The sequence below is a fragment of the Kitasatospora sp. NPDC053308 genome (assembly GCF_055585785.1).
In genome coordinates, this window is sequence record NZ_JBVJJY010000003.1 from 242,499 (window position 1) to 269,022 (window position 26,524).

The window sequence follows — 26,524 nt, forward strand, 5'->3', positions numbered from 1 at the left end:
GATCCGGGGAGCGGCCATGGAGTTGACGATCGAGGGGCTCACCGCCGGCTACGGCCCGGGGCGCCCGGTGCTCGGCGGGATCGACCTCACCGTCCCGGCCGGGCAGGTGGTGGCGGTGGTCGGGCCGAACGGCTGCGGCAAGTCCACCCTGCTGCGGGCCGTCGCCCGACTGCACCGGCCGGACGGCGGGCGGGTGCTGGTCGGCGGCGAGGACGTGTGGCGGCTGCGCCCGCGCCGGGCCGCGCACCGGATCGCCCTGCTGCCGCAGAGCCCGCAGGCGCCCGAGGCGGTCACCGTCACCGGACTCGTCCGCTACGGCCGCCACCCGCACCAGGGCCTGTTCCGGCAGTGGTCGCCGCAGGACGAGCGGCTGACCGCCGAGGCGCTGCGCGCCACCGGCGTCGAGGAACTCGCCGACCGCCGGCTGGACCGGCTCTCCGGCGGCCAGCGCCAGCGCTGCTGGCTCGCCATGGTGCTGGCCCAGGACACCCCCGTCGTCCTGCTGGACGAGCCGACCAGCGCGCTCGACCTCGGGCACGCGGTGGAGGTGCTGGAGCTGGTCCGCCAGGTCGCGGCGGGCGGGCGGACGGTGGTCATGGTGCTGCACGACCTGGCGGCGGCCGCCCGCTACGCGGACCTGCTGGTCGCCCTGCGGGACGGCGCGGTGGTGGCCTGCGGGCCGCCGCGCGAGGTGGTGGACGCGTCGCTGGTGCGGGCCCTGTACGACATCGACAGCCACGTCCTGACGGCGCCGGGCGACGGTGCCCCGCTCATCGTGCCCCGGGCGCCGGTGGTGTGACGGCGGGGCGGCGGGTCCGTCGGGTGGGGTGCGGTGTCCTGCCGAATCCCGGCTGAGGGCCCGCGAGTTCGGCACGGACGGCCGGGACGGGCCCGACACGTCGCCGACCCGGACGGCACGCCGCCGCTCGCCACCGGTACCCCGGACGGCCGCGGTGATCCGCGTCCGGGCGACGACGGCGTCCTCCGGCCCACCCTCCCGGGCCCGCCGGCGCGATGACCGCGCACGCTGACTCGGCCCGGCTCGGAATGATCGGCCCGGCCCCGGCCGGCCTCGCCCCGGTCCGGCCCCGTTCGACCCGCACCCGGCTCCCGATCCGCATCCGCTCCCGATCCGCACCCGGCTCCCGATCCGCACCCCGCTCCCGATTCGCACCCCGACCGGCTTGGTTCACCTGTTCGAGGGGTTTGGGGTCCGTGGGACCCCGTCCACCGCCCCCCGGCCTCCTCGTTGTCAGAGGGCCTCGCTACGTTCCTCGCATCGCTGGTCAGCAGGCCGGCGGGAGGTGGTTCCCGGGTGGTTCCCCGGTGGGAGGAGTACGGCCGTGGCATGGGTGGAGACGGGCGCGGGTGGGTACCGCGTCGCGCTCGACGGGGAGGGCAGGGTGGTGTGCCGCAACGCGGCGGGCCGCGCGCTCAAGTCCGTTCCGTCGAAGCTCGGTGACGACCCGGTGGTCGTCCAGCTCAAGCAGCTCGCCGAGTGGCTGGCCGCGCACGAGCGCGGCTGCCAGGACGACGTCGAGCGCTGGATGGTCCGCTCGCTGCCGGTGCCCGCCGCGGTGATCACCGCCGTCTGGCCGGACGAGGCCTGGCAGGCGGTGCTGCGCGACCTGGTGGTCACCGCCCCGGACGGTTCGGTGGCGGGCTTCCTGCGCGGGGCGGACGCCGAGCGCGGTCTCGGCCTGGTCGACCTCGAGGGCGACACCGTCCGGCTCACCGACGGCGAGGTCCTGATACCCCACCCGGTCCTCCTGGAGGACCTCGACGAGCTGCGCGAGTTCGCCGTCGAACTCGGCGTCTCCCAGCGCCTCCAGCAGCTCTACCGCGAGGTCTGGCACCGGCCGGCCGAGCTGCCCGGCGGCACCGAGGTCACCACCTACGCCGGCGGCCGCTACCGCGAGCTGCGCGAGCTGGTCGGGCGCTGCAACCGGCTCGGCTGCCGGGTCCGCGGCGGCTCCGCCGTCCTGCCGGTCACCGAGGGCGGGCGCACCGTCGAGGCCCGGGTCTGGGTCGGCGACTACTACGAGTACGACGCGTGCGAGACCGGCGCGCTCAGCTGGGCGGGGCCCGACGGCCGGGCGCTGCCGCTCACCGAGGTCGGACCGGTCGCCTGGTCCGAGGGCATGCGGATGGCCGCCGCCCTGTACGCCGGCCGCACGCACGAAGGGGAGGACGCCGCATGACCGCCACCGGCTCGAACACCACCACCAGCAGCAGCACCGCCACGACCGCCACCGCCACGCCCGAGGCCCTGCTCGACGCCGGCGCCGTGCTGCCGCTCGGCACCGTGCCCGGCGCCGGCCGCCCGGACAGCGCCGCCGACGTGCTCACCGCCCGCGGCTACAGCCACCCCGCGCTCGACGGCCGCCGGATCGTCCGGCTGGTTCCCGGCGCGCTCGGCCGGGCCGAGGACCTCGCCCTCGACTTCCTCGGCCTGGCGCCCGAGCAGGAGCCCGTCGAGGTCGGCCAGGTCCGCCAGGAGGCGCTCGGCTTCCCCGCCTGGGCGCTGGTCCACGACCCGGCCAACGGCCACCACGCGCTCGCCCTGGTGAAGGAGATGGAGCGGCTCGCCCGGCAGGCCACCTCCAAGCCGGGCGCCGCCAAGGACGGCTTCGACGCGCTCGCCGCCCGCCTCGGCCGCGCCGTCCCGCACTTCCTGCCCACCTTCTGCGAGGAGGTCGGCCGGATCTTCCTCGGCCACGGCAACCAGACCTACGCCGCCGCCTGGTTCGGCAAGGCCCGCGAGGCCGAGCGCACGTACGGACTGACGGTGGACGAGGAGCGGCTGCGCGCCGTCTTCCTGGAGTTCGCCCTGGCCGGAGCGCTCACCGTCAAGTCCCTGCGCCAGTACGTCAAGGAGCTCGCCCAGCGGCTTGACCCGCTGACCGCCTGGCAGCGGTTCCGCCAGCTGTGCACCGAGCGCTCCGCGGCCGGCATGGCCCCGTACGCCGGGGTCGCCGAGGACGCCCGTGCGCTGATCAGGGCCGCCGGGCTGGACCGCACCGAACACGAACACGCCCTGCTCGCCGAGCTGTTGGACTCCCCGGCGGTCAACCGGGCGCCCGCCGCGTTCTGGAAGTCCTGGCACGGCGCGCTGGTCGAACTCGGCAAGCGGGACGCGGGCGTCCGGCACCGCCTGCTGGAGCTGCTGCCCGACCCGGCCTCCGCCGGCTCCGACTCCGCCCAGCAGGACGCCGCCTGGCTGGCGGTGCTCGCCGAGACCGGCGCCGACACCCTGCTCACCGGCCCCCGCGCCGAGGACGCCGAACCCGCCGCCGCCTGGCTCCAGCGCTGGTGCCACCACCTCGGCCGCGGCTGGCGCACCCGGCCGAGCTGCCCGGCCACCCTCGCCCTGGCCGGCCGGATGGTCGAACGGCTGCGCGCCGACGCCGTCCCGGTGGACCTCTTCACCGGCATCCGCGCCAGCCACACCCGGATCGACCTGCTGGACCTCCTGCTCACCGCGGGTGTGCCGGTGGCCGACCCGCCGGCCGGCGCCGGCTTCGACCTGCGCGACTGGATCGGGCAGTGCGGCCCCGACAGCCCCGCCCTCGCCTCCGTGGCCGCCGACGCCCGCTACCGGCCGCTGCTGCGCCAGGCCACCCCGGCCGCCTGGGAGACGGCCGTGAAGAACCGCGCAGCCGTCCTGCCCCTGCTGAACGAGCTGTTCGCGGAGTGGGCCGAGGCCCGCGCCCAGGAGGTCGGCGCCGCCCGCGGCCTGGCCGGCGCCGCCGAACTGGTCCGCTCGCTGGCCCAGCACCGCACCGCCATCCGCACGGTCGCCCCGGCCGCCGCCGAGCGGATCGCCGCGCTCGACGTCACCGGCCTGCTCGCCCGCGCCCTCGGCGCCGGCATCCTGGACGAACTCGGCTGGCCCGCCCTGGAGGAGGCGCTCGACAAGCTCGCCGACCCGCCCGCCGCCGACGCCCTCCCGGTGACCGCCCCCGGCCTGCGCGCCCGGGGCCTGAGCGGCCTGATCGTCGAGGACGCCTGGCCGCACCTGATCCTGTCCCGCCTCGACCGCGCCGTCGTGGTCGGCCCGCAGGGCATCCTGCTGGAGCACACCCTGCGCGTGCCCAAGCTCCCGGAGAGCTGGAACCGGCCCCGGCTGCGCCTGGTCGACGGCGAACTCCTCGTCGCCTGGTACGAGGGCAACAAGCAGACGGCGTACTGGTCCGGCCGACCCGGCGAGACCTTCGAACTCGAGGGCCGCGCCATCGCCGGCTACCACTACGGCGACCGGTTCCCGGACGAGCCCTCCCTCCCGCTGCCCGGTGGCGGCCGCACCACCGGCGAGCGTCCGCTGCACGCCGGCGACACCCGGATGCCGCACCAGCACCCGGTCCTCGGCGACGGCACCGGCTACTGGACGCTGCGCCACGGGCCGGACGGCCCCGTCCTGCGCGAACTCGACCCGGCCACCGGCACCGTGGGCCGAGCCGCCGAGCCGCCCGTGATCGCCGCCACCGCCGAGGCCGGCCGCCTCGCCACGGGCACCACCCGGCTGCTGCCGCTGCAGCCCGGCCTGGAGCAGACCCCGCTCGGCACCGACGGCACCGTGCTCGGCCACTGGCTCCGCACCGACCCCGGCCGCGCCGTCACCACCTTCACGGCCGGGGGGCAGCGCATCGTCCTGCCGCTGAACGGACGCCGCGAGCCCGACACCCTCCCCGTGGGCCGGCTCGCCCTGCCCGGCGGCGCGGCCCCGGTGGTCAGCCGCTCGGGCGGCGAGGACCTCGCGCTCAACCTGCCCGACCTCGCCGACCGCGCCGACCGCACCACCGACCTGCGCCCCTGCCGGTCCGGCGAGCTCTCCGCGGCCGGCACCGCGCTCGTCCCGCCGTACGACCACTGGCACTCCCTGCGGCCCCGCGACGAAGCCGGATCGCGCGTGCTGCGCGGCGTGACGGCCGAGCACGCCGCCCGCCTGATCGACCTCGCCTGGCCCGTCGACGCCGAACCCGTCCCGGAGGACGAGCAGCGCTGGCTGACGGTCCAGGGCGTCCGGCGCCCGCTCGCCCAGCGCGGCGAGGCCCGCGACACCCTGCCCGTCGAGGCGGTCGGCACCGCCCTGCCCGGGATCACCCACCCGCTGCTGCTCGCCGGCGTCGCCGGGCTCGCCCGCGCCGCCGCCGACCTGCTGGACCGGGTCGCCCGGTTCGTCCCGCAGCCGGAGGCCGAGCGCCCCGGCAAGGCGGAGGCCGCCGAATGGCGTCCCGACCACGGCCGGGACGACCAACTGCGCGACGCCGTCCGCACGGTGCTGCCCGGTATCCGCGGCTTCGGCAACACCTGGGGCAGCTCCGACCGCTGCTGGGTGCTGAACAACCTGCGCGCCGTCACCGCCGTCCTGGCCGCCCCGCCCGCCCCGACCGGCGAGGGCTGGAGCTCCCCGGCGAGCGTCACCCTGCGGGGCGGCGACGCCTACCACGGCTGGCTGCACCTGCTCGGCCGGGTCGACGTGCTGGCGCACGCCGTGGCCGCCCCGCTCACCCGGTCGGCCTCCCGCTCCACGCTGACGCTCCTCCTCACCGAGCTCACCAAGGGCCCGCTCGCCGACCGCGGCGCCACCCTGCGCGAGATCGTCCTCGCCGAGTCCGTCGAGAGCGCCAGGAACGCCCGGGGCGACGGCCCCGCCGACCACCGCCAGGGCGAGGTGCTGCGCCACGGCGACCGCACCGTCGTCATCCTCGGCCACCGGCGCCAGTTCGACGACGGCACGGTGCACTGGCTCGCCGTCGACCACGACCCGAGCGGGCGGTTCGGCCCCGTCGCGCACTTCACCACCGTCGAGGAGCGCGACACCGAGGAGCGGGTCACCGCCGCCTGGGTCGCCAAGCTCTGCCGGGTCGTCGCGATCCGCCGGCCCGTCCCGTGGGACCCGTCCCGGGCCGCCGCCTTCTCCGAACTCACCGGCATCGGCACCGCCCGCGCCACCCTGCTGCTCAGCCCGCCCTCCGGCCTCCTCGACTGGGGCGCCACCGAGCTGCCCGCCGAGTACGGCCTCAAGCCCGCCCAGGTCCAGGCCGCCCAGAACTGGCTGCGCGGACACGACCACGACGGTGTCGCCGAGGTCTGGAGCGCCCTGCTCACCGCCGATCCCAAGACGCTGTGGACCGAGGGCCCCGACCTCGCCGCCGGCGCCGAGGCCTGGATCCGACGCTTCGGACGGCTCGTCACCCTGCCCGACGAGGCCCACACCACCGTCCAGGGCGTCACCATCGGCGCCATCGAGGCGGTGCTCAACTCGGCCCACACCCCGTGGCTCAGCCGCACCACCGCCTTTCGGATCCGGCAGGACACCCAGGGCACCCCCCGGTTGGTCGCCGACGACGTCACCGCCCTGCCCGACTCGGGCGCGCTCTCCCAGGCCGTCGACGCCATCCGCTGGCTCGCCTACCACCTGCCCGCGGACAGCCCGCTGCGCGCGCTGCTGCCCCGGGCCGCCACCGCACTGCGCGAGCGGCTCGCCGACCCGGAGCTGCTGCTCGACTACGACCTCCTCGGCACCACCAAGAACACCCCGCTGGCCCCCGTGCTGCGCACCCACTTCGGCCTGCCCGCCGAGGGCGGCGCCGACCCGGACGGCGTGGTGCGCTGCGGCCCCGCCCTGGTCCTGACCCCGAGCCACGAGGCGTACGAGCGGGTCTGGCTGCGGCCGGCCGCCCTCACCGGCCCGGACGACCCGCTGCTCGACCTGATCGGCGGGCTGGCCAACACCTACTGGTTCGGTCCCGAGCGGGCCGCCATCGCGTCCGTGCTGCGCGGCGAGCCGGAGCGCCTGGCCGCCTCCGCCGCCGCGGTGACGGTCACGGCGTCGGTCCCGGTGGCGCCCGGGGCGACGGAGGGGAGCGGCAGCAGCGACACCGGCGCGGGCACCGTCTGGCTGCAGAACCCGCAGCTGTCCGTCCCCGAGCTGGTCGCCGAGGTGTCCCGCACCCACGGCCTCGGCGAGGACGCGGCCGCGCTCTACCTCCAACTGCTCGCCCTGCCCGACCCCACCGACCGCAACGTCGCCCGCTGGACGGGCTGGAAGCCCGCCCGGCTCAAGCGGGCCCGCGCCGAACTCGCCGCCACCGACCTGGTGCTGGAGGCCAAGCGGTCCCGGGCCGGCCGCGGACTCTTCCTGCCCGGCGGCTGGCAGGAGGCCAAGGCCCCGGCCCTGCCGGCCGAGACCTGGAAGGCCGCCCTGTACGAACTGCCCACCCACCGGCCGGTGCTGGCGCAGCTGCCCGTCCCCGAGCTGTTCGCCCGGGCCTGGCAGCGCACCCTCGACGGCGACACCCCCGGTTACGAAGAGCTCCAGACCAGCAAGCGCAGGAAGGCCCGCCGATGAGCACCACCACCGCCCCCGGGACCACCGCCCCCAAGACTGCAGAGCGGCAGATCGTCCCGCCCGAGGAGAAGTACGCGGCCGAACTGGAGTTCCTGGCCGCGCATGACAGCGGACCGCGCCCGCCCGGCTGGCGCCTCACCCCGCGCGCCGTGGTCACCTTCGTGATGGGCAGCGGCGGCGAGAAGCTCAAGGCCGGGCGCAGGAGCCTGGCCATCGAGCCCAAGTTCGTCGGCGAGCGCGCGCTGGTCGAGCGCTGCGTCGTCACCCTCGCCGGGGAGCGCGGCCTGCTGCTCGTCGGCGAGCCCGGCACCGCCAAGTCGATGCTCTCCGAACTGCTCGCCGCCGCCGTCTGCGGCACCAGCGCGCTCACCGTCCAGGGCACCGCCGGCACCACCGAGGACCAGCTCAAGTACGGCTGGAACTACGCCCTGCTGCTCGCCAAGGGCCCCAGCCGCGAGGCCCTCGTCCCCTCCCCGGTGCTCACCGCGATGACCACCGGCGCGGTCGCCCGGGTCGAGGAGGTGACCCGCTGCCTGCCCGAGGTGCAGGACGCCCTGGTCTCGCTGCTCTCCGAACGGCGCATCGCCGTCCCCGAGTTGGCCGGCAGCCCGGACGGGCAGCTGCACGCCGCGGCCGGCTTCACCCTGATCGCCACCGCCAACCTGCGGGACAAGGGCGTCAGCGAGATGTCCGCGGCCCTCAAGCGGCGGTTCAACTTCGAGACGGTCGGCCCGATCGGCAGCCTCGCCGCCGAGGTCGAGCTGGTCCGCCGCCAGTCCACCGTCGCCGTCGCCCGGGCCGGCGCGGCCTACGCGGTCGACGACGCCGTCCTGGAGGCCCTGGTCACCGCCTTCCGCGACCTGCGCAGCGGCCGCTCCACCGAGGGCTGGGACGTCGAACGCCCGTCCACCGTGATGAGTACCGCCGAGGCGGTCTCCGTCGCCACCGCCCTCGGCGTCACCGCCGCCTACCTGCCCGACGGCGGCGACCTGCTCGGCCGCCTCCCCGGCCAACTCCTCGGCGTGGTCCGCAAGGACGACCCGGCCGACGCGGCCCGGCTGCTCGGCTACTGGGACGGCCCGGTCCGCCGCCGCGCCGAACAGGGCGCCGCGACCTGGCGCACCCTGTGGGACCTCCGCTCGGCACTGGAGGCCTGAGCCGATGAGCAGCGCGGAGACCCGCGTCCCGGACGACGCGGACCGGACGGTCCGGACCGAGGCCGACCGCCTGGCCGCCTCGGGCGCCGGCCGCCCCGGCCCCTACCTGATCGGCGTGCGCCACCACGCGCCGTCCCTCAGCGCGGTCGTCCCCGCGCTGCTCGACGCGGCCCGGCCCGAGGCGGTGCTGGTCGAACTGCCCGCCGAGTTCCAGCCTTGGCTCGGCTGGCTCGCGGACGAGGCGACCGAAGCCCCGGTCGCCCTCGCCGCCGCCCCCGCCGGGCCCGAGGAGGCGGGCGGGCCCGCCTTCTACCCGTTCGCCGACTTCTCCCCGGAGTTCGCCGCCCTGCGGTGGGCCCGCCGCAACGGCGTGGAGGCCGTCGCCTGCGACCTCCCGCTCGCCCAGCGCACCGCCCGCTCCCTCGCGCAGGGCCGGCACCCCGGCGGCCCCCGGGAGTCGTCCGTCGGCGACCCGAACGCCCCCGGCCTCGCCGACGCCCTGCGCCACCGCCTCACCGGCCGCGACTCCGACGAGGACCTGTGGGACCGGCTGGTCGAGACCGCCGCCCCGGGTTCCACTCCGGAAGCCGTGCGGCGCGCCGCCCTGCTCGTCGGCTGGGCCCTGCGCCGCGACGCCGAGACCGGCCCCGGAGTCGACCCGTACGACCTGCGCCGCGAGGCCTGGATGCGCGCCCGCATCCGGGCCGCCGCGGCCGGCGGGCGCCGGATCGCCGCCGTCATCGGCGCCTTCCACGCCCCCGCCCTGCTGGACGGGCCGATCGCCACCGAGGAACCGCCCCGGCCCGGCGACCCCGGGCACGTCCTGTCCCTGATCCCGTACACCTACCCGCTGCTCGACGCCCGCTCCGGCTACCCGGCCGGCATCCGCGACCCGGAGTGGCAGCACACCGTCCTCGACGCCGCCGGCGACCCCGAGCGGCTCGCCGAGGCGCTCACCGCCACCGCCGTCCGGATCTGCGCCGCCCTGCGCACCCAGGACCACCCGAGCGGCCCGGCCGACGCCCGCGAGATCGTCCGCCTGGCCGGCGACCTCGCCCGGCTGCGCGGCCACGCCGCCCCCGGCCGCGGGGAGCTCGTCGAGGCGGTCCAGACCGTCCTCGCCCAGGGCGAACCCCTCGGCCGCGGCCGGGCCGTCGCCCGCGCCCTCGAACAGGTCCTGGTCGGCACCCGTACCGGCCGCCCGACCCCCGCCGCCCCGCGCAGCGGACTCGCCCCCGCCGTCGAGGGCCTCCTCGCCGACCTCGGCCTCCCCGGCCCCGCCGACCCCGGCCCGCGCGACCTGCGCCTCGACCCGCTGCGCAGCCCGCTCGACCGCCGCCGCGAGATCCTCCTCCACCGCCTCACCGCCTGCGACGTCCCCTACGCCGACCCCGTCGCCACCACCGGCGCGGGCGGCACCGAAACCCTCGGCACCCGCTGGCAGCTCCACTGGACGCCCGCCACCGCCGCCATGCTCACCGTCGCCGGCACCCGCGGCGTCACCCCGGCCCAGGCCGCCGAAGGCGCCCTGCGGGCCCGTCTCACCGCCGACCCCACCCCGCGCGAGATCATCGACGGCCTCACCGCCGCCGCCTCCTGCGCGCTCCCCGCGCTCACCGAGACCCGCCTCACCCAACTCACCACCGTCCTCCCCACCACCGCCACCCTCCCCGAACTCCTGGACGCCATCGCCCTCCTCGACCGCCTCACCGCAGGCCACTTCCCGGGCCACACCCCGGCCGAGGAAGGGCCGCCCGGCACCGCCGACGGCGTCGCCGCCGCACCGGCGCCCACCTCCGCCGCCCTCACCTCCGCAGCCGCCTCCTCCTCCGGTACCGGTGCCGAGGGCTCCGCCGTCGGGCCCCCCTCCGGTGCCGCCCCCACCGCCGCGCTCTCCTCCACCGCCGCGCCCTCCGCCGGTGCCGGTGCCGAGGGCTCTGCCGCCGCGCCCTCCTCCGCCACCCCCTCTTCCGCCCCCACCCCCTCTTCCACCCCCACCTCCTCCCGATCCGCCGTTCCCGGTGGGCCGTTGGCCGAGGCGGGGGAGGTGCTGACGGTCGCCGCGGTGCGGCAGTTGGAGGGGCTGGGCGGGTCGGACGATCCGCAGGACGCCCGGGCGCTGGTGGAGTTGGTGCGGCGGGCGGACCGACTGGGCGGGGTGCGGCTGGCCTACGTGCTGGCCGAACTCGCCGAGCAGGGCAGCCCGTTGGTACGGGGAGCGGCCGGAGCCGTGCGGGTGCTGCTCGGGCAGGAGCCGGCCGGCGCGTTGGGCGGTCGGGCCGCGTCCTGGGTGGACGGGGCCACCGGGCCGCAGGCGAGGCACGCGCTCGGCCGGGCGCTGGTGGGCCTGTTGACGGCCGCGGAGGGGCTGTTCGACTCCGCGCCGGAGGCGCTCGAACCGGTGCTGGAGCGGGTCACCTCGCTGTCCGACAGCGCCTTCCTGGACCGGCTGCCCGCCTTGCGCGGCGGCTTCGACACGCTCAGCCCCGCCGCCCGCGACCGGTTGCTGGCCCTGGTCGAGGAGCAACTGGGCGCCCGGCTCACCGCGTTGCCCGAGGAGACCGCCCCCGCCGTGGTCGCACGCTGGGTGCGCGCGGACCTCGCGGCCCGCGCCGCGCTGGCCCGCCGGGGCCTGCTCCCGGCGGAGGCCCCTCCCAGCACGCCGGAGCCGACGGTGGCGCCCGCGCCGCAGCCCGCTCCCGTACGGACCGGCGAGTCCCGGCACGCCCTCTCCCCCGCCGAGCGCTGGCGGCTGCTCCTCGGCCGGCCCGGCAGCGGCGGCCTGAGCGGCCGCAGCTCCCGACTGGCCACCGCCCTGGACGAGTTGTACGGCACCGGCCGCGGCGAGGGCTCCGGCCCCGGCCTGGAGAGCCGGGGCGACCGGGGCGGCCGCGAGGCCCCCTACCCCGGGGTGCGGGAGTGGGCGGAGGAGCTGGAGGCGCTGTTCGGCCCGGGCCTGCGGGAGGAGGTGCTGGCCGCCGCGGTCGCGCGGGGCCGCGACGACGTCCTGGAGGCGATCGACCCTTCCGCCGTCCGCCCCTCGGTCGACCTGCTGCGCACCGTCCTGGAGCACGCGGGCGGCCTGCCCGAGGCCCGGGTGGCGCGGCTGCGCCCGCTGGTGCGGCGCCTGGTGGACGAGCTGTCCCGGGAGCTGGCGACCAGGCTGCGCCCGGCGCTGACCGGGATCGCCGTGCCGCGGCCGTCCCGCCGGCCGGGCGGCGGTCTGGACCTGGACCGGACCATCCGGGCGAACCTGGCAACCGCCCGTCCCACGCCGGAGGGCGGCACACTGATCGTGCCCGAGCGCCCGGTGTTCCGGACGAGGGCGCGGCAGGCCAACGACTGGCGGCTGATCCTGGTGGTGGACGTCTCCGGATCGATGGAGGCCTCCACGGTCTGGGCCGCGCTGACGGCCTCGATCCTCGCCGGGGTGCCCTCGCTGACCACCCACTTCGTGGCGTTCTCCACCGAGGTCGTGGACCTCACCGAGCGCGTGGAGGACCCGCTGAGCCTGCTGCTGGAGGTACGGATCGGCGGCGGCACCAGCATCGCGCGCGGTCTGCGCTACGCGCGGGAGCTGGTGACGGTGCCGTCCCGCACGCTGGTCGCGGTGGTCAGCGACTTCGAGGAGGGCGGGCCGGTCTCCGGGCTGCTGGCCCAGACCAGGGCACTGGTGGACTCCGGCGTGCACGTGCTCGGCTGCGCGGCGCTGGACGACACCGGGACGGCCCGCTACTCGAAGGCGGTCGCGGGCCAGTTGGTCGCGGCCGGCATGCCCGTGGCGGCGTTGAGCCCGCTGGAACTGGCCCGCTGGGTGGGGGAGAAGGTGCGATGAGCGTGACGGGGCGGACGAACGACTGGCCCGCGGTGCGGCCGGAGGTGGTCGCCGAGGTGGTGGCCGGGCTGAGCGCCCGGCTGCAGAAGCGGTTGGACGGCGCGGCGGCGAAGCTGGCGGACCGTCCGGTGGTCCGCGACGGCGACGAGTGGCGGGTGGAGGTGGACGAGGAGACGACGCTCGTCCTGCACGCCCCGGGTGGGGTGGTCGCCGGCCAGGCGGACGTCCGCTGCGGCTGCCTGCTGGCCCCGGCCTGCGTGCACCGGGCCGCAGCCGTCACCCTCTGCCCGATCGCCGAGCTGACCGATCCGGCCGAACCGACCGCGCTGACCGATCCGACCGCGACGCCCGGTCCGACCGCGCTGACCGATCCGATCGCGACGGCCGAACCGGGTTCAGCGGCAACGGCCACGGGGCCGACCGACACGCCGTCACCGACCGGCCCCGCCGGGTCGGCCGCCCCCGCGGGACCGGCCACTCCGCAGGCGCCCCTCACCGCCGTCGAGCTGGCCGCCGCCCGGCACCTCCACCGGGCCGCGGCCGCCGTCCTCGCCGCCGGGGTGGGCGGCGCGGGCGCGGTGGCCCAGGCGGAGCTGCTGCGGGCCGCCCACCGGGCCCGGCTCGCGGGCCTGCACCGCCCGGCCGCGGCGGGCGTCGCGGTGGCGACCAGGGTCCGCGCGGCCCGGTCCGGCGCGCCCGACCACCGGTTGGCGGACCTGGTGGCCGGACTGCGGGAGCTGCTCGGCCTCACCACCGCGCTGACGGCCGGTACCGGGCCGGTCGCCGAGCTGCGCGGCACCGCGCGGCAGAGCTACCGGGAGGAGGGCGGCCTGCGCCTCTACGGGCTGTTCGCCGAGCCGGTGCTGACGGCGACCCACGCGGGCGTCGTCAGCTGGGCGGTGGACGCCACCGGGCGCCTCAGCACGATCGCCGAGGTCATGCCGCACCAGGACGCGGCGGCGGCCGCCCCGCAGGCGGTCGGGGCGGGCAACCGGACGCTCCGCCTGGGTGACGCGGCACTCAGCCACCGCGAGTTCAGCCGCGCCGGGCTGGCCGTCCAGGGCGCCACCAGGTCGGCCTCCGGGCGGCTGGGCGCGGGCGCGGCCGTCCGGGCGGTCCGGGCGGCGGGCGCGGCGTGGACGGCGGAGCCGGCGGCCCGGCTGTGGTCGGTCCCGGCGGCCGTGCAGGTGGAGCGGGCGCTGGCGGCGCTGGACCAGCCGTACGAGAGCCGACCGGCCGGGAGCGATCTGCTGTTCCTGGACGTGACGCTGCTCGGCGCCGCCCCCGGCGGGCCGGGCGGGGCGCCGCAGTTGTCGGCACAGTGGGCGGAGGACGGCCCGGTGCTCGCCCTGCGGCCGGCGATCGAACACCCCGGGCTGCCCTTCCGCGCGAACCTCGCGCTGCTCGCCACCGCCCCAGGGCTGCGGCTGCGGGTGATCGGCCGACTGGAGCGCGCCGACCGTCCGGTGCTGCGGCTGCTCGCGATCGGCGCGCCCCCAAAGGCCCCGGACCCGCTCGCGCTCCCCGCCGACCTCGCGGGCCGGGTCAACCTCGGCCTCGAACACCTTCAGACGGCCGACCTGCGGACCACCGACCTCGTGGCCCCGGCGGGGGGCGGCGCGTTGCCGGCCGGGGGGCAGCCGGGGCCGCCCGCGCCCGCCGGCCCGCCGGTCCATGTGCTCGGCCGTCGGGTGGAGCAGACGGTCACCACCGGCCGGCACGCGCTCGCCCCGAGCCGGGCCACGGCGGCGGCCGACCGGGGCCTGCTGCGCGCCGCCGGGCTGTCCACCGCCGCCGAGCTCCTGGACGGCTTGCGGGCCGCCGCGGCGAACCAGCGGCGCGACGTCTTCGGCCGGATCGTCGCGGACGACCACGACGCCTTCGCCACCGCCTGGTTGGCGGCCGCCTGGTACACCGAGGAACTGGCGACGGCGCTGTGCTCGGCGGCCTGGGAAGGGGAGGGGTGAACCCCGGGACGAACTGGTTGCACGGACCGGTAATCCGCGCGGACTGGCATACTGACGGGAAGGGAGGCACTCACCAGCCGGTACGGCGGAGCGGCAGCGCGGAAGCGCCCGCGGTGCCGCAGCGCAGCGGAAAGGACGGCGCGTCATGGGGATCCGGGACGACGCGGCCGAGATCCGGGCCCGCGGCTGGCGCACGCTCGCCGCGCTGCACGGAATGATCGACGCCGCGTTGGAGAAGGCGCTGCAGGCCGAGTGCAAGCTGTCGGTGGTCGAGTACACGGTGCTGGAGGCGCTCTCGCGCCAGGACGGCTGGCACATGCGGATGCAGCAGCTGGCCCGCGCGGCGGCGCTGAGCAGCAGCGCGACCACCCGGCTGGTCAGCCGTCTGGAGGACCGTGCCCTGCTGAGCCGCTACCTCTGCGCGGACGACCGGCGCGGCATCTACACGGAGCTGACGCCCCAGGGCCGCGACCTGCTGGCGGCCGCCCGTCCGGTGCACGACGCCGCGCTGGAGGAGGTCCTGGCCCGGGCCACCGAGGTCCCGGAGCTGGCGCCGCTGGTCACCTCGCTCGCCGAACTCGACCCGGCGCACGCCTGAACCGGCAGCCGAAGCCGCCTCGGCTCCCGAGGCTCCCGAGGCTCCCGGGGCTCGTGTGCCTCCTGCGGCTCCTGCGGCTGCCGAGGCCCGCGAAGCTCCCGAGCGGCCTTCCACGCCCCCAGCGGCTTCCGGCGGGCCGCCGGTCCGCCCGCCGGTCCGCCCGCCCGTCCGCCGGTCCGCCCGTCCGCCCGCCCCCCGTCCGGCGCCCTCAGCGCCGCCCGGCGGCCAGGGCGGTGCGGTGCACGTGGTCGAGCAGGGCGAGCAGCAGTTCCTTGCTGGACGCCCGCTCCCGGACGTCGCACAGCACGACCGGGACCTCCGGCCCGAGGTCGAGGGCGCGGCGGACCTCCTCGGGGGTGGCCTCGCGGCGGCCGTGGAAGCAGTTGACGCCGATCGCGAACGGGATGCCCCGCTGCTCGAAGAAGTCCACGGCGGCGAAGCTGGATTCGAGCCGACGGGTGTCGGCGAGGATGATCGCCCCGAGGGCGCCGAGCGCGAGGTCGTCCCACATGAACCAGAACCGGAACTGCCCGGGCGTACCGAAGAGGTAGAGCACCAGGTCCTCGTGGACGGTGATCCGCCCGAAGTCCATGGCCACCGTGGTGGTGGACTTGTCCTGGACGCCGTCGAGGCTGTCGACCCCGATGCTGGCGCGGGTCATCCGTTCCTCGGTCTGCAGCGGTTCGATCTCGCTGACGGAACCGACCATGGTGGTCTTCCCGACGCCGAAGCCACCGGCGACGAGGATCTTGACCGCGCCCGGCACCAGGCTCTGGGTCGTCAATTCGGGTCTCCTGGAAGTGTGCTGGGAGAACGGTGGGCCCCGACCGGTGCGGCCGCGGCCGCCGGCGGAGGGACGCCCCGTCGGTCGCCGAGAGCAGCGCCGACGGGGACGGGAGCACGGAACGCCCGTGCGCCGGACGTCCGCCCGAGGACCGTCCGACGTCCGGCGGACGCCCGTCAGAGCCGTCTGACGCCCTCGATCACGGCCTGGATCAGCGAGATGTCCGGCGCCTCGGCGAGCTGGACCGGGGCGCGGGTGAGGATCAGCCGGGCCTCGGCGAGGTCGTCCAGCAGCACCTTGACCACGCTGACGGGCAGGTCGAGGGTGGCCGCGATCTCGGCCACGGCCAGCGGGCGTTCGCGGCACAGGTCGATGATCGCGGCCGGTTCGGGCGCCAACCGGGTGGTGTCGGTGCGCGGGTCGGCGGTGACCACCAGGGTGATCAGCGCGAACCCGTCACGGACCGGGCCGGTGCGCCCGTTGGTGATCGCGTAAGGGCGGACCAGGTGGCCGGCGTCCTTGTCGTAGAACCAGCCCTCGTCGGCGTCGGCGGTGGTCACGCACCGCCGCCCGCGCCGGCCTGGCCGGCGTCGCTGCGCGGCGCCGCGGTGAGGTACTGGCCGACCTGTTTGACCAGCATGTTGATCTCGTAGGCCATCAGCCCGGCGTCCACCTGCTCGCTGGTGAGGACGGCGAGCCGGGCGCCCTGACCGGCGGTGGTGACGAACAGGAACAGCTGGTCCATCTCGACCACGGTCTGCCGGACCCGCCCGCCGTTGAAGCGGTGACCGGCGCCGCGGGCCAGGCTCTGCAGGCCGGAGGCGACGGCGGACAGGTGCTCGGCGTCGGCCCGGTCCAGGCCCTGGGACGTGCCGACCAGCAGGCCGTCCTCCGAGAGGACGATGGCGTGCCGGGTCTCGGGGACCCGCGCGACCAGCTGGTCCAGCAGCCAGTTGAGGTCGCGCTGGGTTTCGGTGTGCTGCGTCATCACTGCTGTTCCTTGGCGTCCTGAGCGGCGGAAGGTGCGGCCGGGGTGTGCGGGGCGGCGGGCGCGGGCGAGGCCGGGTCGCCCGGTTCGGTGTCGGCCGCGCGGGCGGTCCGGGTGCCGCGCTGGATGGCGGCCATGGTGGCGCGGGAGCGCTGCGGCGAGGGGTCCTCGGCGGCGGCGTCGGCACCGCCGTACCGGGGGGCGGCCGGGACGGACGGCACGGTCGGGGCGACGGGGGCGGAGCGGCCGACGGACGGCGGCAGCATCGCGCCGGGCGCGTTGGCCTCGCGGAGCTGCTCGGCGAGGCTGGCGTTGCGGACCCGCTGCGGCAGGACCCGCGGGGTGCGCAGTTCGCCGTCCGGGCCGTGCTCCACCCGGTCCTCCCGCGGGCGTTCGTGGGTGGGCGCGGAGCGGTCGGCGGGGACCCCGTCGAACGGGGAGGGCACGCCGCCCGGCAGCGCGTCCGGCACACCGCTCGGCCGGGCGCCCGGCACCCCCTCCGGCACGGCGCCCGCTCCGGTGTCCGGCACGGCGCCCGCTCCGGTGTCCGGCACGGCGCCCGCTCCGGTGTCCGGCACGGCGTCCGCCGGGACGGCGACCGGGAGTTCGTAAGGGCGCGGCATGGCGGGCCGGGGGACGACCACGGCCCCGGGCAGCCCGGGGATCTCGGCGCCGACGGGCAGGCCGCCGTTGGGGGGCAGCGCCGGACCACCGTCCGCCGTACCGCCCGCTCCCTCCGCCGGACCGCCTCCGGACCCCGGACCGAGCAGCGCGTCGGCGCTCACGCCGCCGTCACCCGCGCTCCGCACGACGCCGTCACCCGCACCCGGCGCACCGATGCCCGCCGCACCGCCGATCCCGGCGGCACCGCCGACGACCGGTGGAGCCTCCGAAGCGGCAGGCCCCGCGGGCCCGTTGCCCAGCAGCCCGCCGAGCACCCCGGCCAGCGTGCCCGAGAGCTCCTCGTCGACGTCCCCGAGGTCCCCGACGCCCCCGGGGCCCCGGACGCTCCCGTCCGCGCTCGGCCGGGCCTCCGCCACCGGGGTGCGGGTGACCCGCGCGCCGGAGGGCAGCCCGGGCACCGCGGCCGGCTGCTCGGGCTGCTCCAGCAGCACCGAGGGCACCAGCACCACGGCCCGGGTGCCGCCGTACGGCGACGGCCGCAGGGTGACCTGGATGTCGTGCCGGGCGGCCAGCCGCGCGACCACGAACAGGCCGAGGCGCAGGTCGTCGCCGAGCGCGGAGACGTCCAGCTCGGGCGGGTTGGCCAGGTACGCGTTGAGGCGCTCGTACTCGTCCTCGGTCATGCCGAGGCCGCGGTCCTCGACCTCGACCGCCAGGCCCTTGGGCACTTCCTGCGCGGAGACCTGCACCTGGGTGTACGGCGGGGAGAAGGTGGTGCCGTTCTCGATCAGCTCGGCGGTCAGGTGGATGACGTCGGCGACGGCCTGTCCGCTGAGCGAGGCCCTGGGCACGCCCTGGACGACGACGCGGGCGTAGTTCTCGGTCTCGGAGACGGCGCTGCGCAGCACGTTGACGACGGGTACGGCGTTGCGCCAGCGGCGGGCGGGCAGCGCGCCGCCGAGGATGACCAGGTTCTCGGCGTTGCGCCGCATCCGGGTGGCCAGGTGGTCGACCGCGAACAGTTCGCGCAGCAGCTCGGGTTCCTCGTGCTCGCGCTCCAGCGCGTCCAGCATGCTGATCTGGCGGTGGATCAGGATCTGGGTGCGGCGGGCGATGTTGAGGAAGACCTTCTTCGTCCCCTCGCGGCCCTGGGCCTGGTGGACGATGGCGGCGACGGCGGCCTGGCGGACGGCGGCGAGGCCGTCGGCGGTCTGCTGGACCTCGTCGCCGATCCGGCGGGAGGGCGCCCAGGCGGGCGGGGTGGGCACGGGCTCCCCGGCGCGCAGCCGCCCGACCACCTCGGGGATCTCCTGCTGGGCGAGGGCGAGGGTGTCGGCGCGCAGTCCGGACAGCCGGCCGGACAGCGTCCGGGCGGCCCGGACGCCGCGGATCAGGCTGAACAGCAGGACCACGGCGACGGCGGCACTGCCGGCCAGCACCGCGGTGCGGTTCCCGGCGTCGCGCAGCAGGTAGGCGGCGTAGCCCCAGGCGGCGGCGAGGCCGAGGCTGGGGACCAGGACGAGGGCGAGGAGGGAGCTGCGGAGGGAGCCGGACCGGCCGGCGCGGTGGCCCGTGCGGGGGGCCGATATGCCTGGCATCTGATTCCTTGGTGCAGGGCCGAGTTGCGGGCCGGGGCTCGGGTCCGAACGGTGGGTCGGCCCGTACGGCCCGGGTGGCCCGGGCGGGTTCAGGGCGCCGAGGCCGGGGTCGCCGGGCGAGGTGACGCAGTGTCACCGTCCGGGCCGAATGCGGCCACGGCCGCCGACGGCAGGAAACCTATCAGTCCCAGGTGGCCTTATCGCAACATCAACTGACGATATGTAAGCGGAGGGCGGCGTCGGCGGATCCGTCGCGCGGATCTGTTCGCCGACGGATCGCAGCAGCTCGGAGCATGTTTGCGGGGAGGGCCGGACGACTCTCCGGGGGCGAGTCGGGCCCCCGGAGAGTCGTCAGGAACAGGTCAAACGATCCTGCGGCGAACGTCCGCCGTCCTCCCGCCCGACCGGGGGCGGGTCAGCTGGCCAGCGGGATCGGGACCACCCGTCCGCCCCGCTGGACCCGCTCCTCCGCAGCCTCCAGCTCCTTCAGCTCGGTCCACGCCCAGCTCGCCAGGTCGGACAGCTCGGCCGACCACTGCTTGCCGTAGGTGCCGGAGGCGACCTGGCCGAGCCGCAGCCGCTGGACGTCCGAGGTGCCGGCCGGGGCGTAGACGTGGGTGGCGTCGCGCAGGTAGCGCATGATGTTGAACTCCTCCTGGGTGCCGCGGGCGGCGAGGATCTCCATCGCGCTGCGGGCCGAGTCCAGCGCGTACTCGGTGTTGATGAGCTTGGCGTTCATCAGCTCGGCGTCGCAGGCCTTGCCGTTGTCGAGCAGGTGCGAGGCGTGGTACGCGGCCAGTTTGGCGGTCATCAGCCGGGACTGCAGCTCGCCCAGCTTGAGCGCGACGCTGTTCAGCTGGTTGAGCGGCCGGCCGTACAGCACCCGCTCCTCCGCGTACCGCACGACCTCCTCGACGATCGCCACGTGGATGCCGAGCGCGACGGCGCCCAGGTTGAGGCGGCCGTACAGGGTGGAGGAGGAGTAGGCGACGTCCAGGCCCTGCCCCTCGGCGCCCAGCCGGTTGCCGACCGGGATGCGGCAGTCCTCGAAGACGAGTTCGCCGAAGCTGAAGCCGTGCAGGCCGCCCTGGCTGCCGAGGTCGCCGGTGCGGAAGCCGGGGCGGTCGCTCTCGACCAGGAAGGCGGAGAGCCCGCCGCTGCCCTGGCCGGTGCGCAGGACCACGCCGTGCACGTCGCCGATGTGGGAGTTGCCGACGAACCACTTGCGGCCGTTCAGCACGTACTCGTTGCCCTCGCGGCGGGCCGAGCCGGTCATGCCCAGCACGTGGCCGCCCGACTCCGGCTCGGTGACCGCGATGGTCGGCAGGGACGCGCCGGAGGCGAACTTCGGCAGCCACTTGCGCCGCTGGACGTCCGAGCCGAAGTGGATGACCTTGGCGACACCGAGCTGGGAGGCCTGCGCCACGGCGCCCATCGCGCCGCTGACCCGGGCCAGTTCCTCCACGATGATGGTCTTGGCGAGGTGGCCGAGGCCCAGACCGCCGAACTCCCTGGGGATGGTCACACCGATCCAGCCCCGCCGCGCGATCTCCCGCGAGAGCTCGAACTCGACTTCCCGGTCGGCCTCCATTCTGGCCACCTGCGGCCGAACCTCCTTCTCCGCGAACTCACGCACTTCCGCCCGGAGGCTCTCGTGCCGTTCGTCGGTGAAGTAGTCCATCGCCATGGTCGGTCCTCTCGTTGCAGCGGGTGTCGTGCCCTCCGTTCGCGCCGTCGATGCCGCGGCCGCCCCAGTGGAACCGGTGGAACCCGGTGGAGCTGTGGGGATGGGGCGGGCCGATCGCCCCCGTGCAATCGGTGCTGCGGACCCTGGAGCGGCTCCGCCCCGAGAGGGGGCGAATACCGTCCGTGTCTTCGGCAGGGCTCATTGTCGTATGGGGGTGCCCCTCCGGGCAGAGTCGATCTTGGATTGGCGGGATTCGAGTCGGCCTTCTCGCTGGTGTGTTTGAGTCCGGCGCGGGCGGGGAAATGATCTTCCCCTTCGTTGCGGCCGGTGAACGGCCGCTCACATGCGGCTTTGACTGGCCATCAGCAAGCTGGGTGGCCGGTACCGGTAGCACCGAAGAGCCCGAATGTCTGATTACATGTGCGCCATGACTGATGTGATGAGCACTCAAGGCCAGTTCCCGGGTGCCGCCGGGGAGTCCGAGCGGACTCGCAGGCTGCGCAGCCTGGGTCTCAACGAACCGTCCGCGGACGAGGCCTTCGACCGCTTCGCGCACCTGGCAGCCAGCATCACCCGCGCTCCCATCGCGATGGTCAACTTCATCAACGACGAGCGCCAGATGTTCCGGGGGCTCTACATTCCGCCAAGCTCGCCCGAGATCGCGGCCGAAGAGGGGGCCTCCTGGGCGGACCGGGGCATCGCCTTCGACCTCCCCACCCGGCAGATGCCCCTCAGCCACGGCTTCTGCCCGCACGTGGTCGCCCAGCGCTCGCCCCTCGCGCTGGACGACATCCTCGCCTACCCCCGGTTCGCCGGAAACCCGGTCGTCGACGAACTGGGCGTCCGGGCCTACCTCGGCGCCCCGCTCGTCGACGACACCAAGACCGTCATCGGCACCGTCTGCGTCCTCGACCGGGAACCCCGGCAGTGGGGCCGCGAGCGGCTGCGCGACATCCAGCACCTCGCCGAGGCGCTGCTCTCCGAGATCCGCCTGCGCGACAACCTGCTCGCCCAGCAGCAGGAGATGTTCGCCGCCTTCGACGGCTCCCCGTTCCCCATCATGCTCACCGACGGTCCCGGCCAGGAGATCCGCTACGCCAACGCCCAGCACGCCGACACCTTCGGCGCCCCGGTGGCGTACGGCTCGATCGGGCAGGCCTACCCGCAGCTCGGAGCGGCCGGCCTCCAGCAGGCCGTCGCGGAGGCGTACCACACCGGCCGCGCCACCGTGCTGAACGACGTCCGGGTGCAGTCGAACCGCCCCGAGGCCCAGCGGATCCAGCAGATCTTCAGCTTCACCTGCACCCCGATGCGCGCCGCGCGCACCGGCCAGGTCAACGGCGTCCTCACGGTGGGCATGGACGTCACCGCCCAGTCCCGCACGGAGGAGGAGCTCGGCACGCTGGCCGCGCTGCTGGTCGACCGGCTGCAGCAGAACGGCGCCGCGACCCCGACCGGCCGCCCCGGCGTCCCGGGTGGGACCGGACTCGTCCTGCCGAGCTGAACTGCCGCCCGCCCGCCCGCCCGTCGTCCCGCGCGGCTGCGCCTCCTCCCGTCCGTCCGCCCGTCCGCCCGTCCGCCCGTCCTGCCGTCCGTCCGTACCGGCTGGTTCGCCCGTATTACCCGCATTGCTCGTCCGACCCGCGGCACCTGCGGCACCCGCGCCGTCCGCACGACCGGTGCCCACCGCGGCGCCCGTCCTGCCCGCCACCGTGGCGGGGAGCCCCTCGCCCCCGAGGAGGGGCTCCCCGCCATCGCGCCGTCCGGGGCCGGGCCCGGGCGGGCACCCCGGCCGTGCGGCGTCGCGCGGTCCGGCCGGTCCGAGCGGGTGAACCGTCCCCCGCCCGCGCCCCGGCCGGACCCGTCCGCCGGGCGGCGGTGGTAGGCATGGGCCGCATGGACTGGTTCGCCGCCCCCGACTACTGGCCGAGCCGGCTGATCGTCCAACGCCTGCTCGCCGCGCTCTACCTGATCGGATTCCTCAACGCCGCCGCGCAGTTCCGCGCCCTCATCGGCACGGACGGCATGCTGCCGGTGCCCCGCTTCACCGCCCGCGTCCCGTTCCGCCGCTCGCCCAGCCTGTTCCACCTCCACTACAGCGACCGCTTCTTCGCCGTCGTCGCCTGGAGCGGGGCCGCCCTCGCCGCCGCCGTGACGGCCGGGCTCGGCGACGCCGTCCCGCTCTGGGCCTCCGTCCCGCTCTGGGCGGTGCTCTGGGTCCTCTACCTCTCCGTCGTCAACGTCGGGCAGACCTGGTACTCCTTCGGCTGGGAGTCCCTGCTGCTCGAAGCCGGCTTCCTCGCCGCCTTCCTGGGCAACGCCGACACCGCCCCGCCCACCCTCGTGCTGTGGCTGATGCGCTGGCTGGTCTTCCGGGTCGAGTTCGGCGCCGGACTGATCAAACTGCGCGGCGACAGCTGCTGGCGCGACCTGACCTGCCTGCGCTACCACCACGAGACCCAGCCGATGCCGGGGCCGCTCAGCTGGTTCTTCCACCACCTGCCCGACCCGCTGCACCGGGTCGAGGTCGCCGCCAACCACGTCGTCCAACTCGTCGTACCGGTCGGCCTGCTCCTGCCACAGCCCGTCGCGAGCTACGCCGCCTGCGCCGTCATCGCCACCCAGCTGTGGCTGATCGCCTCCGGCAACTTCGCCTGGCTCAACTGGCTCACCGTCACCCTCGCCGTCGCCGCCGTCGAACCCGCCCGCCTCGGCCTGCCCGTCCACGCCCGCCGCTACCCCGGCAGCCCGGTCTGGTACGAAGCACTGGTGATCGCGCTGACCGCGTCCGTCGCCGTCCTCAGCTACTGGCCGGTGCGGAACATGGTCTCCCGGGGCCAGGTCATGAACCGCTCCTTCAACCGGCTCCACCTCGTCAACACCTACGGCGCCTTCGGCAGCGTCAACCGCCTCCGCCAGGAGGTCGTGGTCGAGGGCACCGACGAAGCCGCCCTCACCCCGCGGACGGTCTGGCGCGAGTACGGCTTCAAGGGCAAACCGGGCGACGTGCGCCGCCTGCCGCGCCAGTACGCCCCCTACCACCTGCGGCTCGACTGGCTGATGTGGTTCGCCGGCATCTCCCCCGGCTACGCCGGCCCCTGGTTCCTGCCCTTCGTCGCCCGGCTGCTGGCCGGCGACCCGGCCACGCTGCGCCTGCTGCGCCACAACCCCTTCCCGGACGCCCCGCCGACCCACGTCCGGGCGACCCTCTACCTCTACCGGTTCACCGGTTGGCGCGAACTGCGGGAAACCGGCGCGTGGTGGCACCGCACCGCGCTGAGCGAGTACCTCGCGCCGGTCGACCTGGCCGCCCTCGGCCGGGCCGGGTACCGACCACCCCTCGGCCGACCGCGCCGAGGCGTCCGCGAGGTCCCGCTGGAACGGCCCCGACGGCCCGTCCGCCGCCCCGGCCCGTCCACCGGTCGGCGCACGGAGCACCCGTCCGGACCAGCGCCGGACCACCCGGGAGGGTCCCCCGAGTAGCGGCCAGGCGGGCGGTACGGCATACGACACCGGCCCGTCGGGGCGGTGGGTGCGTGCAAGGCTCGAACGGGCACCCGTATTCTGGGCCTCCACAACCGGCAGCCCGACCGCGCGCCCCCTCGCCCCGCCCCCGGGGCACCCCCGCGCACCCGGTCCGCCGCCCCCTCGTCGTCAGCCCCGCCGCCGTCGCCCAGAACCGGACCTCACATGACAGTGCTTCACTCGCGCAACGCCGACGCAGCCGACCCGGCGGACGTCGCCGACGCCGCCGACGCCGCAGACGTCAAGGACCCCCAGGACGCCGCCGCGGAGCCCGACCTCCGCGAGGACCTCGGCCGCTACGCCGACCTCGGGGCCTTCACGCTCACCGCCGACACCCACGCCTGGTACGCGGCCGTCGACACCGTCGCCACCCCGGAGGACGCCCGCGCCGCCTCCACCGCGCTCGCCGAACTGCGCGGCCGCGACCTGCAGCAGACCTGGGAGGCCGTCACCGCGCTGGCCGCCGAGGTCAAGCTGGACGAGCCGGACACCGTCGCCAAGACCGCGCTGCTGGTCGAGCTGCTCCAGCGGGTGCACCGCACCTCCGCCACCCTCGTCCCCGCCGCGTACGACGCCGACCTCGGCGCCCTCGCCGCCGCCACCGCCGACAGCGCCTGGCGCCGCGAGAACGGCGTCAAGCTCTCCTGGCTGCGCGGCCGCTCGCTGCGCAAGCAGGCCACCGCCCTCGCCACCGACCGCCGGGTCCGCCGCGAGGACCTGCACGCGGCCCTCGCCTCCGCCGAGATCGAGCGCCGCGCCTGGGCCGCCCTCGCCCCGGCCGGCACCCTCCCGGTCGCGCCCTCCGACGGCGCCCTGGTCGACCGCACCGCCCAGGCCTTCGAGGCCATCACCACCGGCCTGCGCGACCTCGCCCGGCTGCTGCCCGACCACGACCTCGACGGCCTGGCCTTCGGCGACCTGGTCGACCTGGTCGAGCGGTTCGCCGCCGACGAGGGCACCCTCTACCGCCTCCCCACCATCCGCACCCTGCGCGCCGCCCTGGAGGAGGCCGGCCTCGGCGAACTGCTCGCCGAACTCACCGCCGCCAAGGCCGACCGCCGCGCCGCCGAGGCCGCGTACGCGGCCCGTCAGGCGCTGGCGGGCGGGCAGCGGGACGGGCTGGCGGAGCCGGCCGTCGTCGAGCAGACGGCGACCGAGGCGTCCGGCGTTCCGGCCTCGGACGTCGCGGCGTCGGACGCTTCGGGATCGGACGTCGCGGGATCGGACGTCGCGGAGTCGGAGACCGAGCTGTCGGACGCCGAGGCGACGGACGCCGAGGCCGCGGCGCGTCAGGCGCTGGCGGGCGGACAGCGGGACGGTCTCGTGGAGCAGGTCCCGGTCTCGGTGACCGCTCCGATCGAGGAGGCCGCCGCGGTCGAGGTCGTCGCCGACACCGAGGTGGCGGTCGAGGAGGCCGCCGCGCCCGAGGTCGAGGCCGAGGCGGAGACCGAAGCTGAGGCCGAGGCGGAGGCGGAGCCTGAGATCGAGCTGGAGTCGGCCCCGGCGGCGGACGCCGACACCGACACGGACACCGACACCGCGACTGCCGAGGTCGAGCCGGCCGCGCTGGAGGAGCTGACGGAGGAGGAGGCCCCGGTCGACGTGGTCTCCCTCCCGGCTCCCTCCCCGGCCGCCGACGACCTGGTCGCCGCCGCGACCGCCGCCCTGGCCGAGGCCGCGGAGGCGGACGAGGCCGTGGCGGAGGAGACCGACCGGGGCGTCGAGGTCGAGGAGCCCACTGCCGAGGCGGAGGCGTCCGAGGAGCCGGTGGCCGAGGTCGTCGAGCCCGCGGCCGAGGTCGAGGTCGCCGAGGCGGCCGATGAGGCGGTCGTGGCGGAGGCCCCGGTCGTCGAGGAGTCCGCTGGTGTCGAGCCCGTGGCCGAGCCCGTCGCCGAGGAGACGGCCGTCGAGCCGGTGGCCGAGGCTGCGGTCGAGGAGCCTGCCGCCGAGACCGCCGAGACCGCCGAGACCGTCGAGCCGGTGGCTGAGGCCGTCGTCGAGGAGCCGGCTGCCGAGGCCGAGGTGGTCGCCGTAGCGGTGGAGGAGTCCGCGGTGGAGGAGTCCGCGGTCGAGCCCGGGGCCGTCGTGGAACAGCCCCCTGCCGGGCTTGAGGCCGCGGTCGAGCCCGCCGCTGAGGCCGAGGTCGCCGAGGCGCCCGCCGCTGAGCCGGTGGCCGCGGACGACGCCTCCGGCCGTCCCGCGAAGCCGGACTTCACGCCCGGTCGTCCGGTGACCGCCTACTCGGCCGACGAGCTGCTCGCCGTCGTGCGGTGGGTGGACGGCGACGGGGTCGAGCGGAGCGAGGAGGAGCTGCTGCGGGCGGCCATGAAGGAGCTGGGCTTCGCCCGTCTCGGCCCCCGGATCAAGGAGGCGCTGGGCGCCGCCGTCACCGCCGCGCGCGGCTGAC

Annotated in this window: 15 protein-coding genes; 10 read left to right on the forward strand and 5 right to left on the reverse strand. The window is 76.3% G+C overall.

The window, feature by feature from the left end:
- Positions 1 to 16: 16 nt before the first annotated feature.
- The 7 genes from ACZ6Y7_RS09070 (at position 17) to ACZ6Y7_RS09100 (ending at position 14,911) form a co-directional block, all read left to right on the forward strand.
- The gene (locus tag ACZ6Y7_RS09070; protein WP_465757198.1) at positions 17 to 799 is read left to right on the forward strand and encodes an ABC transporter ATP-binding protein; all 783 of its coding nucleotides are present in this window, start codon (positions 17 to 19) and stop codon (positions 797 to 799) included.
- 544 nt (positions 800 to 1,343) lie between these two features.
- Positions 1,344 to 2,201 (forward strand): DUF4132 domain-containing protein, encoded by an 858-nt coding sequence (locus ACZ6Y7_RS09075; protein ID WP_465757199.1) that lies wholly within the window; start codon positions 1,344 to 1,346, stop codon positions 2,199 to 2,201.
- Entirely contained in the window at positions 2,198 to 7,354 is a 5,157-nt protein-coding gene (locus tag ACZ6Y7_RS09080) for a hypothetical protein (protein WP_465757200.1), read from the forward strand. Before ACZ6Y7_RS09075 ends, ACZ6Y7_RS09080 begins: the two co-directional genes overlap by 4 nt.
- On the forward strand, positions 7,351 to 8,511 hold the full coding sequence (locus ACZ6Y7_RS09085; protein WP_465757201.1) for an ATP-binding protein: 1,161 nt from the start codon (positions 7,351 to 7,353) through the stop codon (positions 8,509 to 8,511). Before ACZ6Y7_RS09080 ends, ACZ6Y7_RS09085 begins: the two co-directional genes overlap by 4 nt.
- Positions 8,512 to 8,515: 4 nt before the next feature.
- The gene (locus ACZ6Y7_RS09090; protein ID WP_465757202.1) at positions 8,516 to 12,346 is read left to right on the forward strand and encodes a vWA domain-containing protein; all 3,831 of its coding nucleotides are present in this window, start codon (positions 8,516 to 8,518) and stop codon (positions 12,344 to 12,346) included.
- A gap of 2 nt (positions 12,347 to 12,348) precedes the next feature.
- Entirely contained in the window at positions 12,349 to 14,313 is a 1,965-nt protein-coding gene (locus tag ACZ6Y7_RS09095) for a hypothetical protein (RefSeq protein WP_465757203.1), read from the forward strand.
- Positions 14,314 to 14,458: 145 nt separating this feature from the next.
- Positions 14,459 to 14,911 carry a MarR family winged helix-turn-helix transcriptional regulator gene (locus ACZ6Y7_RS09100; RefSeq protein WP_465757204.1) on the forward strand — a complete coding sequence of 151 codons (453 nt, stop codon included), beginning with the start codon at positions 14,459 to 14,461 and terminating at the stop codon, positions 14,909 to 14,911.
- A 208-nt stretch (positions 14,912 to 15,119) separates the two neighbouring features.
- Here ACZ6Y7_RS09100 and ACZ6Y7_RS09105 read toward each other — a convergent pair whose 3' ends face one another.
- The 5 genes from ACZ6Y7_RS09105 to ACZ6Y7_RS09125 form a co-directional block, all read right to left on the reverse strand.
- Positions 15,120 to 15,695: a GTP-binding protein gene (locus tag ACZ6Y7_RS09105; RefSeq protein WP_465757205.1), complete on the reverse strand. Its 576-nt coding sequence runs from the start codon at positions 15,693 to 15,695 to the stop codon at positions 15,120 to 15,122.
- 176 nt (positions 15,696 to 15,871) lie between these two features.
- The gene (locus ACZ6Y7_RS09110; protein ID WP_402209787.1) at positions 15,872 to 16,255 is read right to left on the reverse strand and encodes a DUF742 domain-containing protein; all 384 of its coding nucleotides are present in this window, start codon (positions 16,253 to 16,255) and stop codon (positions 15,872 to 15,874) included.
- Entirely contained in the window at positions 16,252 to 16,683 is a 432-nt protein-coding gene (locus ACZ6Y7_RS09115; RefSeq protein WP_402209789.1) for a roadblock/LC7 domain-containing protein, read from the reverse strand. Before ACZ6Y7_RS09115 ends, ACZ6Y7_RS09110 begins: the two co-directional genes overlap by 4 nt.
- Entirely contained in the window at positions 16,683 to 18,905 is a 2,223-nt protein-coding gene (locus tag ACZ6Y7_RS09120; RefSeq protein ID WP_465757206.1) for a sensor histidine kinase, read from the reverse strand. Before ACZ6Y7_RS09120 ends, ACZ6Y7_RS09115 begins: the two co-directional genes overlap by 1 nt.
- A gap of 415 nt (positions 18,906 to 19,320) precedes the next feature.
- On the reverse strand, positions 19,321 to 20,592 hold the full coding sequence (locus tag ACZ6Y7_RS09125) for an acyl-CoA dehydrogenase family protein (protein ID WP_465757207.1): 1,272 nt from the start codon (positions 20,590 to 20,592) through the stop codon (positions 19,321 to 19,323).
- Positions 20,593 to 21,019: 427 nt separating this feature from the next.
- On the opposite strand from ACZ6Y7_RS09125, the gene ACZ6Y7_RS09130 reads away from it, so the two are divergent.
- From ACZ6Y7_RS09130 to ACZ6Y7_RS09140, 3 genes are all read left to right on the forward strand, one after another.
- Entirely contained in the window at positions 21,020 to 22,096 is a 1,077-nt protein-coding gene (locus tag ACZ6Y7_RS09130; protein WP_465757208.1) for a GAF domain-containing protein, read from the forward strand.
- Between the two features lie 392 nt (positions 22,097 to 22,488).
- Positions 22,489 to 24,075, forward strand: a complete 1,587-nt coding sequence (locus ACZ6Y7_RS09135; RefSeq protein WP_465757209.1) for a lipase maturation factor family protein — start codon at positions 22,489 to 22,491, stop codon at positions 24,073 to 24,075.
- A gap of 207 nt (positions 24,076 to 24,282) precedes the next feature.
- Positions 24,283 to 26,523 (forward strand): hypothetical protein, encoded by a 2,241-nt coding sequence (locus ACZ6Y7_RS09140; RefSeq protein ID WP_465757210.1) that lies wholly within the window; start codon positions 24,283 to 24,285, stop codon positions 26,521 to 26,523.
- Position 26,524: the final 1 nt, after the last annotated feature.